A 15,080-nucleotide genomic window follows, 5' to 3' on the forward strand; every position below is an offset into this window, starting at 1 on the left:
CGGCGGTCGCCGCCGTTGCCGCAACCCCGGTCGGCCTCGCCCACGGCAACCTGGGTCCGCCGCACCGGTCGCCGCCGTTGCCGCAACCTGTCCGCCGCACCGGTCGCCGCCGTTGCCGCAACCCCGGTCGGCCTCGCTCACGGCAACCTGGGTCCGCCGCACCGGTCGCCGCCGTTGCCGCAACCTGGGTCGGCCTCGCCCAGGGTCGACCTCGCCCACGGCCACCGCCCCGCCGGTGCTGCCCGCCACGAGACCTGGCCGGAGGCCCCCCGCCCAGCGTCCCCCGAAGCACGCCTCAAGGCGTCGGCAGCGATGCCCTGCGCGCCCCTCGGCCCGCCGGCATCAAGCCGCCGCGCCTCAACCTGTGCGTGTGTTCAGCCCTTCGGAACCGGGGGCGTCTCGACGTCCAGGCTCAGCAGCGAGCCGCCGTTCGTCAGGACGAACGCGCGCCGGCCGTACGCCGCCGGCGTCATCGCGATCCCGCCGCCGGTCTCGATGCCGTCGATCACGGCCCCGTCCAGCGGAGAGAACAGGAAGATCCCGTAGCGCGTGGTCGTCACCAGCAACGCCCCCGAGAACGGCACGGGGGCCGAGATGCCGCCGTCTGGCAGATCCCGGCGCCAGATCGTGCGGCCATCCTCCGGATCGAGCGCCCACAGGCCGGTCATGCCGGAGGACGCGAGCAGCACCTTCCGCGCGGGCACGATCGGACCGCCTCCGCTCCGAGGCTGGTGCGCAGGCTGCTCCCACAGGAGAAGCTCGGTCACGCCGACCGCCGCCTCGTTCACCCAGGCCCGGGTCCCGTTCTCGGCGTCGAGCGCGAAGACCCCGCCCGCGTAACCCGCCACGAAGACCACATCGCCCGAGGCGATCTTCCCGAGGACCGGCGTGGTGTCCGTGTCGAGGTACTTCGGCGTCTGGCCGCCAGCGCTCTGCTCGGCCTCGGCGGCCAAGTCGACGAGCGCCCACTGCTCGGACCCGTCCTTGAGGTCGTAGGCCATCACGACCCCGTCCGAGAACGCGGTGTAGACCTTGTCCCGGCCGAGCGCCGGCCCCGCGTACCCGGCGATCTCCATCCCGCCCGCCGGCGTCCGGTGCTGGTGCCAGCGCATCGCCCCCGTCGCCGCGTCGAGCGCGATCAACGTGTCGTTCGCGTTCGTCACGTAGAGCACGCCGTCGCGCAGCACCGGCCGCCGCGCGACCTTCGCGTTGGTCATGAAGCGGTAGAGCAGCGTGCCGTCCGACGCGCGCACCTTGTAGAGCGCGCCGTCGTCCGAGCCGAAATAGACCGTGTCCGACGCGGCGTCGTAGAGCGGCTCGCACTGCACCGGGCCGAGCGTCTCGAAGCGCCACAGGACGTCGCTCGTGTCCGCGCGCACCGCGTACAGGCCGTGATCGCTCGATCCGACGAAGACGCGCCGGTGCGCCACGTCGATCTCGGGGCGGCCGCGCTCGTAGGCCTCGCCGACCTTGCGCGTCTCGGCGGTGATCTCGCGGCGCATGGTGATGCCGAGCGCGCCGCCTGGATGGTGCAGCCAGAGCGGCGCATCGGGCGCCGCAGCGACGCCCAGGTTGCCGCAGCCGCTGAGCGGCGCGAGCCCCAGCCAGACGAGCGCGACGCCCGCTGCGCGGCTAGTGCGGCGCATCGCCCGCCTTCTTCTCCGCGTTCTCACGCGCCCGGCGAAGCAGCTGCTCGATCTCCTCCGGCGTCATCGACTGGCCCTTCGGACCGCCGAACGCGGCGCGAGGCGGCACGGCGGCCGGATCGATCTTGCGCAGCATCTCCTCGACGACCGCCTCGAGGAACTGGAACGGGCGGCCCTCCGTCGACGGCGCCTGGAGCTTCTCGTGCGCGCTCTTGAGCAGCTCCTTCGCCTTGTCGGTGTCGCCCTTGGCCAGGTAGAGCCGCGCCTGGTGGTACAGCGCGAGCTCCTTGTAGCCCTTCATGTCGATCGCCTCGAGCTCCTTGAACGACGCGAGCGCGCCGTCGAGATCACCCTTGCCCTCCCGGGCGAAGGCGATGCCCTCGATGGCGCGCCCCTTCACGTCGGGATCGGCCCCGGCCAGCGGCGACGAGACCACGACGCTGTACGCGTCCAGCGCGTGCGCGTAATCCTTCTTGTCGAGCAGCACCCCGGCCTGCCCGAGCTTCGCCAGAGTCGCCGCGCCGGTGCCGGCGTGCTCGTCGATGACCTTGTTGTACTCGGCGAGCGCGGTGGCCGACCGCTCGTCCGCGGTCTTGAAGGTCCTCGTGACGTCGAGCTCCTTCTCCTCGTCGGTGCGCGTGTCCTCGGCGAGCACCCTGCCCCGATCCGCGGCGACGGCCGCGACGAGCGCCGACGTGGACGCGGCGTCCTTCTTCTCGGCCCGCGACAGGTAGAACAGGACGCCGCCGGTCGCGACGATCGCCGCCACCACGCCCCACTGGACGATGTGGAAGTTCGCCTTGATCCACCGGCCAGCGCCGCTGGTCATCCGGCTGAGCGCGTCCTCGACCATCTCGCCCGGCAGCAGCTGGACGGGGCGGCGCCCCTCGGCCTGCTCCCTGCGGCGAGCGAGCAGCTCCTTCGCGCGGGCGTTCTTGTCCTTGGGCAGCTCCTCGCCGGTCGCCTTCTTCTTGCGGCGGCGCGCGGTGGCCTCGTCGCGGCGGCGGGCCGCGCGGTTCGGCGCTGCCTCGACCGCCTCTTCGCTCGCCGCCTCCGGCGCGGGGGCCTCTTCCGCCTCGCCGACGCCGAGCGCGTCGGCCACGCGCTGCGCGGCCTCGTCGTCGCCATCGCCGCCGGCGTCCTTCACCGGAGCGCCGCGCGGCGGCCTCGCCGGGGCCGCCTCCGCGGCCCCGTCCTCGTCGCCATCGCTCCGCGTGGCAGCGACATCGCCATCGCTCTGCGCGGATTTCTCTTCGGCCTGCTCTCGGTCCTTGTCCGACACGCGGCGGACTCTAGTCTCGCGGCCTGCGGCGTCAATCTGGCCGGTGAGCGGCGGGTGCTTCGTCGTCCGAGCGCGCCGGCGCCCCGGCCTCGTCGGGCGACCAGGGCGCAGGCGGCGGGGGCGGGATCTCGTCGGCGAGCGGGACGACCGCGCACGCGGACACCTCGACGTTCTGGGTCGCGTACACCACGAAATCGCCGTAATTGCCGGCCTGCGCGCCCGCGGCGGGCGGCAGCGTCGCGAACGCCTCGGTCGGCTCGCTCCCCGGCGGGATCGCGAGCGTGACCGCGCGCTCCGCGTCGAGCTCAGGCGCGCTGGCCGGGACGAGCGACGCGCCGTCCCGCTTCGGCGGGCGCCAGCTGCGCGTGGGCCTGCCGAACCGCACCTCGCCGGGGCGGCCGTCGTCGGTCCGCGCGCGGCAGATGACGCGCACGCCCTTGCCGTTGCCGGCCTTCGGGATCACGACGCCGAGGCCCACCCCGCTCTTCGCGAAGCGGCGCAGGCGGCCGAGATCGCGCTCGCGCGGCCCGCCGAGCAGGTCGAGGATGTCGGCCCGGAGCGCGAGCCCGAGCCCCCCCGGAAGCGGATCGGGCGTGCCGAGCATGCGCAGGAGCGGCGCCCGGAGCTCGGGGCCGGCGCCGAGCTTCACGAGGGCCTCGGCGATCGCGACCCGCGCGGTCTGGTACGGCTCCTGGCTCAGCCGCTCCGCGAGCGCCGGCCGCGCGGCGTCCTCGCCGATGGCCGCGAGCGCGGCCGCAGCGTACGGGCGGAGCCGCACGTCGCCGAGCGCCGCGATGAGCGGCGGCAGCGCCGCCTTCACCCGGATCTTGGCGAGCGCGTCCACGATCTCGCGCGCCCGCTCGAACGAGGTCACCTCGCCCGCGTCGGCGCCGCCGTCCTGCTCGGGGCCTCGGACCACCTGCCGCAGCCACGCCACGAGGACGTCGTCGCCGCGGCGATCGCCCGACTCCGCCAGCGCGAGCGCCGCGAGGCGCCGCCACTTGCGATCGCGATCGACGACGAGATCGCGGGTGAGCGGCGCGCCCTCGCCGAGCCGCGTGAGGGTCAGCGCCGCCCAGCGCCGCACCTCGTCGTCCTCGTCGCGCACGAGCGCGAGGCGCAGCGAGGGCGCCGCCTCGGAGCGGCGCAGATCGAACAGCACCTCGCCCGCCTTGCGCCGGATGGCGACGTCCGCGTCGTCGAGCAGCGCCGCGACCTCCACGACCGCGTCGGCGTCGCCCGCGATGCCGCGGCGGAGCGCGTCGGGCCATCCCTTGCCCTCCTGCCGGAGGCCGCGGACCTCGTAGCGCCCGTGCGACGCCTCGATCGCGCGAAGCTCCGACCGCATCGCGCCGAGCTCCGCCGGGCGCAGCGCGGAGACGTCCTCCTGCTGGCGCGGATCGGTCGCCACGTCGTAGAGCGCGCACGCGCCGATCTTGCGCGCGCAGACGAGCCGCAGCGTGCCCTTGGCGAGCAGCGTCTGCGCGTCCGTCTCGGCGAAGGCGAAGCCCGGGAGCGAGGGCGGCCCGCCCGGCGGGGCCGCCTTGCCCTGCTCCGCCGCCTCGTCGCCCGAGGCGAGCAGCGGCCCGAGATCGGCGCCGCGCACGCGCGCCGGCCTCGGGATGCCGAGCCCCGCGAGCACCGTCGGCAGGAGATCGACGAGCTGCACCGGCGCCCGGACCACGCGGGGCGAGAGCAGGCCGGGCGCGCTCACGACGAGCGGTACGCGCGCCTGCTCCTCGTACACGGTCGTGCCGTGGTAGCGGCCGCCGTGCTCGCCGAACTCCTCGCCGTGATCGGCCGTGACGATCACGACGGCGTCCGGGCGCCCCTTGCGGACCTCGTCCACGATCGCCCCCACCCCCGCGTCCGCCATGGCGATCTCCGCGTCGTAGCGGTCGATGTCGCGGTCGCCGAGCGGGTGCTCCGGGTGCGCCTCGTACGGCTCGTGCGGCTCGAAGAGGTGCACCCACATGAACGCGCGCTGCTCCGGCCCGAGCCCGGCGAGGTAGCTCCGCACCTGCTCCAGACGGAGCTGGGCGCTCGCGAACTCGACCTTCCGGTACTCGAAATCGAGCGCCCGGTCGCGCAGCGCGCCGAAGCGCTCGCCGTCGATGAAGAACACCGCCGGCGGGTAGAAGCCCGCCGTCTTGTAGCCGTAGCGGCGGAGGTGCTGCGCGAAGGTCTCGGAGTCGTCGCCGAGCCCTTGCAGCACGAGCGGGCGGATGTACTTGCCCGTCATGAGCGACGACACGGCGTACGACGTGTGCGGCGTCGGCGTGTACGCCGCGTCGAACCGCACGCCCTCGGCCGCGAGGCGATCGAGGTTCGGGGTGATCTTCCTGTCGTAGCCGTACGCCCCCACGTGGTCGGCGCGCAGGGCGTCGACGCTGATCAGCACGATGTCGCGCCCCCGCAGATCGATGGCGTGCCCGCTGGCGCGCTCGTCGAGCGGCGCGGCGTCGAGCGCCTCGGGCGGCGACAGCACGGCGGCGAGCTCGACCACGTGGCCGAGCAGCGGGCTGTGCGTCGCGTAGATCAGCCGGATGTTGTCCGCCAGCGCGAGCCTGTCCGCCGCGCCGGGCGCGAGCGCCGCGCCGAACGCGAAGAGGACGAGCGCGAGCGCCGCGCGCACCAGCCTGGGCGAGCGCCGCCCGTGCGCGTCCTCCAGGCGAGCCGCGCGCGCGGGCAGCGCCGGCGTCGCGAAGGTCGCCGCCGCGAGCGTGAGCGCCGCGAGCCCCAGGTGGAAGGCGGCGTAGAGGCGCGGCAAGACGCGCACGTTCGCGACCTCGAGCAGCACGATCGCGCAGATCGCCGCGAGGAGGAGCCACCTGCCGGCGGCCGCGGCGCGCGCCCGCTTCAAGGCGCGCGCCGCGCGCGGCGCCGCGGCGAACGTCGCCGCGGCGGCGACGAGCGCGAGCGCCGCGATGAAGGGCGCGCGCCGGCCGCCCTCGAGCATGCGCCCCGTCGAGACCCCGAAGGCCACCGCGCCGCCGAACGCGCCCGCGATCAGCGCTGCCGCGGCGCGGAACGCCTTGCGCTCGGCGCGCATGACGATCTCGAGCACCGCGCCGAGGACGGCGGCGCACGGCGCCGCGGCCGAGAGCGCGAGCGGCAGGAGGTCGCGCAGGGCGCGGCCGAGCTCGTAGGGCCCGAGCAGCTCTCGCCACCGCCACGCGCCGACGACCAGGAGCTCGGCGAGCGCGAGCGCCGCGATCGCGAGGTAGGCGTCCGCCATGCGCCACCCGATCTCCGTCTCCAGCTTCCGCGGAGGCGCGTCGGAGTTCCCGCTCGGGAAGGTGGCGCGGCTCGGCGCGGGCGCCGGCGTGGACGGGCGCGCCGGCCCGGTCTGCGGGCGCGGCGCCGCCGGGGCCCGGTGGCCGGCAGGCCCCGGCACGACGCCCTCCCCGGCGGCCGTCGTGTCAGGCCGGCTCCCCAGCAGGGGCCGCCCGGAGGGCACGGGCCCCCCGGGAGGCCGGCCGGCGCCCCCATGGCCCCGCGGGCGCATCGGAGCGGCCCCGTTGCGCTCGGTCATGCGAAGGAGACTTCGAGGATCTCGTACGTGCGCGGCCCGGCCGGCATGTTCACGCGGACCTCCTCGCCGACCTCATGGCCGAGCAGCGCGCGTGCGAGCGGCGACGCGATGGAGATGCGCCCGACCTTGAGATCGGCCTCCTCGGGCCCGACGATCTGGAAGCTCTGCTCCTCGTCCGTGTCCACGTTCGCGAGCTTGACCTTGGCGCCGAACTGGACCTTGCTGCCGCTCAGCTTCGACGGATCGATCACCTCGGCGCGCGAGAGCGTCTGCTCGAGGTAGCTGATGCGGGCGACGATCATGCCCTGCCGCTCCTTGGCGGCGTGGTACTCGGCGTTCTCGGAGAGATCGCCGTGCTCCCGGGCCGTGCCGATGTCCTTGACGACCTGCGGCAGGTCGATCTCTTTCAGCCGTCGCATCTCTTCGCGGAGCCGCGCTTGCCCCTCGGGCGTCATCGGTACTTTCTCGGACATGGTGGGACGCTTTTAGCATGGCTCCCGGCCGGGAGACGACGGCCTGGGCGCGCCGATCGCCCGAGGCGCCAGGCGCCCGGACCGCAGCGCGGGCTCCGCGCCGCCGTCGCCTAGCCGCGCCAGCGGACGATCTTCCGCGGCAGCCGCCGCGCATGGGCGTCCGCTGACTTGGTCGCGCTCCGAACGAGGGCCGCCGCCGTCTTGGAGAGCTCCTCGGGATGCGGTCCGCCGTGCGGGACGGCCGCGGCGTCCACCGTCGCCGTGGCCGCGCCGGTCGCCTCGGCGACCCGCACCTCGACCGGGACGTCCGCGGCCGGGAGCCGCACGAGGCCCCGGTACACGAACTCCCCTGGCGTATCTCCGGCGTCGGCCTGCTCCAGCACGTAGCGCGCGCCGGAGGATGGCCGCCCGACAGCCTGCGTCACAGCTGCGGCCCCGCGGGGGCGCGGCCCGACGCCGCCTTCTTGGCAGGCGCGCCGCGCGGCCGGCCGGCGCCCATCTCGTCCAGGAACCGGCGCGCGGTCACGGCGAACGGGCCGCCCCAGTCCCGGATGACGGACTCGAACACGGCGCGCGCCTCGTCGGGCTTCTTCATCTTGAGGAGCGTCTCGCCCTTGAGGACGAGCGCCTCCGCATCGAGCCCGGAGCCCGGGAAGGTCCGCAGCGCGTAGTCGATCCGCGCGAGGGCCGCGTCGAACGCGTCTTCCTTGAGGTAGTAGCGCGCGACGTAGAGCTCGTGGCGCACGAGCCGCCCCGTCACGACCTCGAGCATGTAGGCCGCGTCCTCGCGGTACCGGCTGCGCGGGTACTGCCGGAGGAACGTCCGGATCTCCTTGTACGCCTCGAGCGTGGTCGCCTGATCGCGCTCCTCGGCCGGCGGCAGGAACACCGTGTCGTCGATGTCCAGGTAGAGCGCCTTCGCCATCCGGTACTTCGCGTACTCGACGTTCCGGTCCGTCCGGTGCTCCTGGATGAACGCGCGGTACTCCGAGATCGCCTCCGGGTACTTTCCCTGCTCGAAATCGAGATCCGCGATCCTGAGATCGGCGAGCCGGGCGTAGCGGCTGTAAGCGAAGAGCCGCTTCACCTCGCCGAAGAGGGCGCGCGCGTCCTCCCAGTCCTTGGCCTGGAAGGCGGCCATCGCCTCGTTGTACGCGGCGCGCGCGTCCTCGGTGTACGTGAGGGTCGCGGTGCGGCCGTCGTTGAGCTCGAAATCGCAGCCCACGAGCCCGCCGAGGGCAGCGAGGCACCCGGTGAGGGCGAGGACAGCGGCGGAGGGTCTCATCGAGCAGGCCTCGTACCCAATCCGGCGCCGGCGCGCCAGGGCTTCCGCCGCGGGGCCGGGCCTGTGCTCCCTCGCTCCCCGCGTCGTGGCGCACGGCTGAGCTGGGGTATGGTCGACCCATGCCCGCTTCCTCTCCGCCGCCCGCCGCCCCGCCCGGAGGCGCCGCCGCGCCCACCGTGCTCGTGGTTGACGACGAGCGCAACATCCGCCGCACCCTCGCCCTGGTGCTGCAGGGCGAGGGCTACCAGGTCGCGGAGGCGCCGAGCGCCGAGGCGGCGCTGGAGCTGCTCGCGCACGGCGACAGCCCCGTCGACCTCGCCCTGGTCGACCTGCTCCTGCCCGGCATGAACGGCCTCGATCTCCTCCAGCGCGTGCGCCAGGACGACGCCACCCGCGAGCTCCCGGTGATCGTGATCAGCGGCCACGCGACCGTCAACGACGCCGTGAAGGCCATCAAGCTCGGCGCCAGCGACTTCTTCGAGAAGCCGCTGAACCGCGAGCGCGTCCTCGTCGGCGTGAAGAACGCGCTGCAGAACTCGCGGCTCGCCCGGGAGGTCGAGGACCTCAAGGCGCAGGTGCAGGCGCGCTACGAGATGATCGGCCAGAGCGCGGCGATGCAGCGGCTGTTCAAGGAGATCGATCGCGTCGCGCCCACGAAGGCGAGCGTGCTCATCACCGGCGAGAGCGGCACGGGCAAGGAGCTCATCAGCCGCGCCATCCACCGGCTGTCGCCGAGGGCGCGGGGCCCCTTCGTCCGGGTCAACTGCGCCGCGATCCCGCGCGAGCTCATCGAGAGCGAGCTCTTCGGCCACGAGCGCGGCGCGTTCACCGGGGCGAGCGGACCGAAGCGGGGCTTCTTCGAGCAGGCCCACGGCGGCACGCTGTTCCTCGACGAGATCGGCGACATGGACCTCGCCGCCCAGGCCAAGGTGCTGCGCGCGCTGCAGTCGGGCGAGATCTGCCGCGTCGGCAGCGAGCACAGCCGGCACGTCGACGTCCGCGTGCTCGCCGCGACGAACAAGGACCTCTCGCGCGAGGTCGCCGCGCTGCGCTTCCGCGAGGATCTCTTCTTCCGCCTCGCCGTGTTCCCCATCAAGAGCCCCGCGCTGCGCGACCGCATGGACGATCTGCGCGCGCTCGCCGACGCGTTCATGGCGGCGTTCTGCAACGAGAACGGCCTCAAGCAGAAGGGCATCGATCCCATGGTCTACGCCGCGCTCGAGCGCCGGAGCTGGCCTGGCAACGTCCGCGAGCTCAAGAACGTGATCGAGCGCGCCGCGATCCTCTCGGGCGACGTCGTCACGATCGCCGATCTCCCCGAGGATCCACACGAGAACCCGTTCGAGGACGACGCGCAGGGGGCCGCCGGAGACGGCGCGGCGGCGCCCCCCGGCGCGGCCGAGCCGCCCGCCGGCGCGGCCCGCCACGAGCCGGAGCGCCCCCGCCTCACGCTCCGCGAGTTCCGCGATCGGGCCGAGCGCCGCTACATCGTCGAGGTGCTGGCCAGCCTCGACTGGAACATCTCGCGCGCGGCCGTGCTGCTCGGGGTCGAGCGCACGAACCTCCACAAGAAGATCCGCGCGTACGGCATCAAGCGAGGTGAGGCGCCGTAGGCACGGCCTGCGCGTCCCGCCTACGCGGCCCCCTCGAGCGCCCTGCGGACGGCGCGGAGAAGCGACTCGGCCGTGAAGGGCTTCCCGAGCACCGCGGCGCCTGGCCGGACGGCGAACGGGCCGTCGAGGGCGTCGCCCGTGTAGCCGGACATGAAGAGCACCTTCATGTCCGGCCTGAGCTTCACGAGGCGAGCGGCGAGCTCGCCTCCGGACATCTCGGGCATCAGCACGTCGGTGAGCAGGAGGTCGACGCGCCCGCGCTGCGCCTCGCAGACGCGCAGCGCCTCGCGCGGCCCGCGCGCCGTCAGCGTCGTGTAGCCGTGCTGCCCCAGGATCCGGCTCGCGAGCGTGACCACCGCGTCCTCATCGTCGGTGACGAGCACCGTCCCGCCCTCGCCCGGGCGCGGCGCAGCGCGGCGCTGGTGCGCGGCGCGCGCGCGCCGCGAGGACGCCCCGCGCGCGGAGAGCGGCAGGTAGATCTCGACGCGCGTGCCCTGCCCGGGCTGGGAGGCGAGCTCGATGTGGCCGTGCCACTGCTTGACGATCCCGTACACGGTGGCGAGCCCGAGGCCGGTCCCCTTCCCCCTCGGCTTCGTCGTGAAGAACGGCTCGAAGGCGCGCGTCCGCACGTCGTCGCACATCCCGCTGCCGGTGTCGCTCACGACGAGGCGCGCGTACCGGCCAGGCGGGACCGCCGGGTGCGCGTCGTGCAGGCTCCCCGCAGCGCCGACGCGGACCGCGCGCGTCTCGATCGACAGCCGGCCGCCGCCTTGCATCGCGTCGCGCGCGTTCAGCGCGAGGTTCATCACCACCTGCTCGAGCTGCCCCGCGTCCGCCAGCACCCGGCAGGCCGACGGACCGACAGCGATCGCGAGATCGATGCTGCCGCCGACGGCGGCGCGGAGCGCGCCATCCATGCCGCGCACGACGTCCCGCAGATCCAGCACGACCGGCTGCGCGAGCCCCCGCCGGCTCACCGTGAGCAGCTGCCGCGTCAGCGACGCGGCCCGCTGCGCGGCGCGCTTGATCTCGGCGAGATCCTTCTGCACCGGGCTCTGCTCGTCGAGCTCCTCGATCACCAGGCTCGTGTAGTTCAGGATGATCGCGAGCAGGTTGTTGTAGTCGTGGGCGATCCCGCCCGCGAGCCGCCCCACAGCTTCCATCTTCTGCGCCTGGCCGAGCTCCTCCGAGAGCTCGCGCCGGCGATCTTCGGTGCAGCGCGCGGAGGAGACGTCGACGATGGCCCCGACCACGAGCCGCTCGCCGCGCGCTTCCGCGACGGTCTCGGTCCTCATCACCCGGACCGCCGACCCATCGCGGCGCGTGAGGAAGCCCTCGACCACGCCGGCCGACGTCGGCGTCGCGCCCGCCGCGCCCTCGCCGAGGAGGAGATCGGCCGCCGCGAGCGCCTCCTCCCGCGAGCCATAGCCGAGCAGCCGGGCGAGCACCTCGTTGCAGTCGACGAGGTGGCCCCCGGGCGCGGCAACGTAGAGCCCCGCCGGCGAGCAAGCCGCGAGCAGCGGGCTGTGCGCCACCGGATCCCTCGACGATCGTCCGCTGCTCATCGACGCATTGCCGTGGAGAAACGTTCCGTCGGAGAGACATCTCCGACAACCGGAACTGAAGCGCGGACTCCCCGTCTTTGCAACGTCGTTCACACAGGCCGCACCGCGAGCGTCACTGAAGGGCGGCGCGGCGAGCCGCGCAGCGTGGACGGTGTCGCCGTCTCCCCTTCTCTCTTCTCCCCTTCTCCCCTTCTCCCCTTCTCTATTGCATCGAACTGGCCTAGACCGCGCCGGGGCTCGAGCGAGCCCGCTGGAGCGATCCATGTTCTTCCTCGACAGCTCGAACCCGGACGAGATCAAGGAGCTCTTCTCCTGGGGCGTGCTCGCCGGCGTGACCACGAACCCCCTCATCCTCTCGCGCGACGCGGGCTGCGTCGATCTCGAGCGGCGCATCCGCGAGGTGCTCGCGGCGTCGGCGGGGCCGGTGTCGGTCGAGCTGACGAGCGAGGACGAGGCGGCGATGCTCGACGAGGCCCGCGGCTATCACGCGTGGGCGCCCGAGCGGATCTGCATCAAGGTCCCGTTCGGCGACGTCGGCCTCAAGGTGACGCACGCCCTCGCGAAGCGCGGCGTGCGGACCAACGTCACGTGCGTGATGAGCTTCAACCAGGCGTACCTCGCGGCGCTCGCCGGCGGCGCATACGTCTCGATCTTCAGCGGGCGCATCCGCGACATGGGCTACGCCGCGACCCCGGTCATCGAGCGCACGCGCGCGAGGCTCGATCGCGAGCGGCTGGGCGCCGAGATCATCGTCGGCTCGATCCGCCACCTCATGGACGTGAACGAGGCGCTCGACGCCGGCGCGCACATCGTGACCGTGCCTCCCGCCATCTTGCGGAAGATGCTCCACAACCCGAAGACCGAGGAGACGATCCGCGAATTCAACGCCGCCTGGGAGAAGCGTGCTAAGTAGCCGCGCGTGAACGCCGAGCCCGGCCACGCGCGAGGAAACGGGGGAGACGACGGGGAAGATCGCGGGCCGCGCCCTCTCGATCACGGGGACGCCCCGGGTCGGCGCTCGCCGCCCCGCGCCGCGCCGGAGGCCCTCGCCGGGCGCAAGTACGCGGTCGAAGAGGTGAACCGGGCCCTCGTCGCCGCCGCCGGCCGGCCTCGGACGGCGCTCGACGTCGGCTGCGGGATCGGGCTCAACGGCGCGGCCGTCAAGCGCACCGGCGCGCGCGTGACCGGGATCGAGATCGCGCCCGGCTCGCTCGCGCGCGCCGGCGCGGCGCTCGACGAGGTCCTCGCCGCCGACATCACGAGCGACGCCGCCGTGCGCGAGGCGCTCGGCGACCGGCGCTTCGACCTGCTCCTGTTCGCCGACGTCCTCGAGCACACCGCCGACCCGCTCGCCGTGCTCTGCCGCTTCCTGCCCCACCTCGAGGAGGACGGCCACGTCATCGTCTCGCTCCCCAACGTCGCGGCCTGGCCGGTGCGCCTCGGCCTGCTCGCCGGCCGGTTCGACTACGAGCCGAGCGGCATCCTGGACGACACGCACCTCCGCTTCTTCACCCGCGCGTCGGCGGTCCGGCTCATCGAGCGCGCCGGGCTCGAGGTGCTCCGCGTCGAGCAGAACCCGATGCTCGTCCGCGGCGCCAAGGGGCTCATCCTCCGCGGCCTCGGCGCGGGCGACGACCCGACCGATCTCGCCAGCTCGCTCCCCTACAAGGCGTATCACGCGCTCGTCCGCCCGCTGGAGGACGTTGTCGCCGACCGCGCGCCCGGCCTCCTCGCGTTCCAGCACGTGATCGTCGCCCGGAAGCCGCCGCGCCCGCGCCGGATGCGGCTCACCGTCGGCATGCTGACCATGGATGAAGAGGAGAGCGTCGGCGCCATGATCGGCGAGATCAGGAAGGCCGCGCCCGACGCGGAGATCCTCTGCGTCGACAGCTCTACACGGGACAGGACCCCCGAGATCGCGGCCGGCCTCGGGGCGCGCGTGCTCCGGCAGGTGCCGCCCCGCGGCCACGGGCCGGCCATGGAGCTCCTCATGTACAGCGCCGCCGCCCGGAGCGATCTGCTCATCTACCTCGATTGCGACTTCACCTATCCGGCTGAGAACATCCCCGTGCTCAGGCGCCTCGTCGAGGAGGAGGGCGCCGACGTGGTGAACTGCGCGCGCACCCGCACGAGGCCGGCGGCCATGCCGGTCCCGAACTACATCGCCAACCGCGCCTTTGCCGCCATGACACACGCGATGCACGGCATCCCGACGTCGGACGTCCACAGCGGTATGCGCGCCTACCGCTGCTCGGTGATTCGCGCGTTCGATTTCGACGGTGAGGGCGACGCGTTGCCGATCGACACGCTGCTCTTCCCCGCGAAGTGCGGCTATCGCGTGGTGGAGATGCCCATCGAGTACAACGAGCGGGTCGGCACCTCGAAGCTGCGCAAGCTGGCTGGCACGGTGTGGACGATGATTCGCCTGCTGCGCGCGCTCCCCGTCGGCGCCCGGCTCGGCGACCGCTACGAGCGCCGCTAGGCGTCGCGCCGAGCGGCGACGCAGATGAAGCGCGTCGCGCTCATCGGGGCGTGAGGTGAATGTGGCGATAGCGACGCGGTGCGGCGTCACCTCGACCGCGTGGTCATCGCATTTCCGCCGCCTATACTCCGCACCTTGCAACACCGAAGGAGGCAAGAGATGCGGTTTTTGAAGTGTTTTTGCGTACTAGGTGTGTCCGCATTGATGGGCTCGGCGGCGGGGGCGGGGTGCGGGGGCGATGACGCCGGCGAGACGAGCTCGAGCTCAGCAGGGGGGACCGGCGGCGGGGCTCCTGGCGACTGCACGCCGAAGAACCCGGTCTGCACGGCTGTCGCTTCCGATTGCATTGCCGTCCACGACAATCAGGGCGCGACCAAGTTCGGTCTGCGGATGGCGCAGCTGACGGTCACGAAGCCCGACGTGCTCGCGGTCGGCTATATCGCCCGCCTCGTCGCCGAGGGCCTGACGATGAATCTGCCCGTGTGCAACTTGAATGGCACCGGGACCTTTTCCTGGTTGCTCGAGTTCGACACGGCGACCGGCAAGCTGCGCACCGGCGGCGCGATGCCCACGAGCGACCCGCTCGCGGGCTACTGCTTCGCCAACATGTCTGCAGGCGCGTTCGAGATCGCGCCGAAGGAGCTCGACGCCCCCCTGACCGACGGCGCATGGAGCGGCGCGGCCGACATCCTGAACGTCCCGATCTTCCTGGACACGGGCGCGGCAGACGCGGCCGCCGAGCCGATCGTCCTGCCCATGCACGAGGTGCAGCTCACCGACGCGAAGGTGTCGGCGGACAACAACTGCATCGGACGGTACAACCGCGAGGGGCTCGACCCGATGGAGGCCTGCCTCCCCGGCCCGGACGGCGATCCCCCTGCGTTCATCAACGGCGGCAAGCTCACCGCGTTCATCACGCTGGAAGAGGTCGATCGGGTGATCATCCCCGGGATCGAGCAGAGCCTCTGTGTCGTGCTCTCGGGCGATATCGGAGAGTACGGCAGCGGTGAGACCCCGAATACGTGCAAGCGCGACGAGAGCGGCAAGATCGTGCTGAAGGGCGACTGGTGCAGCGCGACGAACTCGGCCGCGACGGACGACTGCGCCGACGCCTATGCGCTTGGCGGCGAGTATGCCGCGAGCGCGGTCAAGATTACCGGTCTCTGTCCGCAGTAGCGCTTGCGGGGGGCTCTCCGGGG

At 73.2% G+C, this 15,080-nt stretch carries 11 protein-coding genes; 4 read left to right on the forward strand and 7 right to left on the reverse strand.

The window, feature by feature from the left end; translation table 11 throughout:
• Positions 1 to 374: 374 nt before the first annotated feature.
• From WMF14_RS20410 to WMF14_RS20435, 6 genes are all read right to left on the reverse strand, one after another.
• Positions 375 to 1,646, reverse strand: a complete 1,272-nt coding sequence (locus WMF14_RS20410; protein ID WP_272099213.1) for an outer membrane protein assembly factor BamB family protein — start codon at positions 1,644 to 1,646, stop codon at positions 375 to 377.
• Complete coding sequence (locus WMF14_RS20415; protein WP_437803240.1) at positions 1,633 to 2,928, reverse strand: tetratricopeptide repeat protein; 1,296 nt, start codon at positions 2,926 to 2,928, stop codon at positions 1,633 to 1,635. Before WMF14_RS20415 ends, WMF14_RS20410 begins: the two co-directional genes overlap by 14 nt.
• A 31-nt stretch (positions 2,929 to 2,959) precedes the next feature.
• On the reverse strand, positions 2,960 to 6,463 hold the full coding sequence (locus tag WMF14_RS20420) for a sulfatase-like hydrolase/transferase (protein ID WP_437803241.1): 3,504 nt from the start codon (positions 6,461 to 6,463) through the stop codon (positions 2,960 to 2,962).
• A complete protein-coding gene (gene greA, locus WMF14_RS20425; RefSeq protein ID WP_272099218.1) occupies positions 6,460 to 6,936 on the reverse strand; it encodes a transcription elongation factor GreA in 477 nt (158 codons plus the stop codon). Before greA ends, WMF14_RS20420 begins: the two co-directional genes overlap by 4 nt.
• Before the next feature lie 110 nt (positions 6,937 to 7,046).
• Positions 7,047 to 7,361 (reverse strand): hypothetical protein, encoded by a 315-nt coding sequence (locus WMF14_RS20430; protein ID WP_437803242.1) that lies wholly within the window; start codon positions 7,359 to 7,361, stop codon positions 7,047 to 7,049.
• Positions 7,358 to 8,221, reverse strand: a complete 864-nt coding sequence (locus tag WMF14_RS20435; RefSeq protein WP_437803243.1) for an outer membrane protein assembly factor BamD — start codon at positions 8,219 to 8,221, stop codon at positions 7,358 to 7,360. Before WMF14_RS20435 ends, WMF14_RS20430 begins: the two co-directional genes overlap by 4 nt.
• A 119-nt stretch (positions 8,222 to 8,340) precedes the next feature.
• Between WMF14_RS20435 and WMF14_RS20440 the strand changes: the two genes are divergently transcribed.
• On the forward strand, positions 8,341 to 9,834 hold the full coding sequence (locus tag WMF14_RS20440) for a sigma-54-dependent transcriptional regulator (protein WP_272099221.1): 1,494 nt from the start codon (positions 8,341 to 8,343) through the stop codon (positions 9,832 to 9,834).
• A 20-nt stretch (positions 9,835 to 9,854) separates the two neighbouring features.
• On the opposite strand, the gene WMF14_RS20445 is transcribed toward WMF14_RS20440, so the two are convergent.
• Complete coding sequence (locus WMF14_RS20445; protein WP_437803244.1) at positions 9,855 to 11,399, reverse strand: ATP-binding protein; 1,545 nt, start codon at positions 11,397 to 11,399, stop codon at positions 9,855 to 9,857.
• 262 nt (positions 11,400 to 11,661) lie between these two features.
• On the opposite strand from WMF14_RS20445, the gene WMF14_RS20450 reads away from it, so the two are divergent.
• From WMF14_RS20450 to WMF14_RS20460, 3 genes are all read left to right on the forward strand, one after another.
• A complete protein-coding gene (locus WMF14_RS20450) occupies positions 11,662 to 12,312 on the forward strand; it encodes a transaldolase family protein (protein WP_272099225.1) in 651 nt (216 codons plus the stop codon).
• Between the two features lie 6 nt (positions 12,313 to 12,318).
• Positions 12,319 to 13,881: a methyltransferase domain-containing protein gene (locus WMF14_RS20455; protein ID WP_437803245.1), complete on the forward strand. Its 1,563-nt coding sequence runs from the start codon at positions 12,319 to 12,321 to the stop codon at positions 13,879 to 13,881.
• A gap of 192 nt (positions 13,882 to 14,073) precedes the next feature.
• Positions 14,074 to 15,057, forward strand: coding sequence for a hypothetical protein (locus WMF14_RS20460; RefSeq protein ID WP_437803247.1), 984 nt, complete (start codon positions 14,074 to 14,076; stop codon positions 15,055 to 15,057).
• Positions 15,058 to 15,080: the final 23 nt, after the last annotated feature.

It is taken from the genome of Sorangium sp. So ce693, from assembly GCF_051521375.1.
GTDB classification, from domain to species: domain Bacteria; phylum Myxococcota_A; class Polyangia; order Polyangiales; family Polyangiaceae; genus Sorangium; species Sorangium atrum.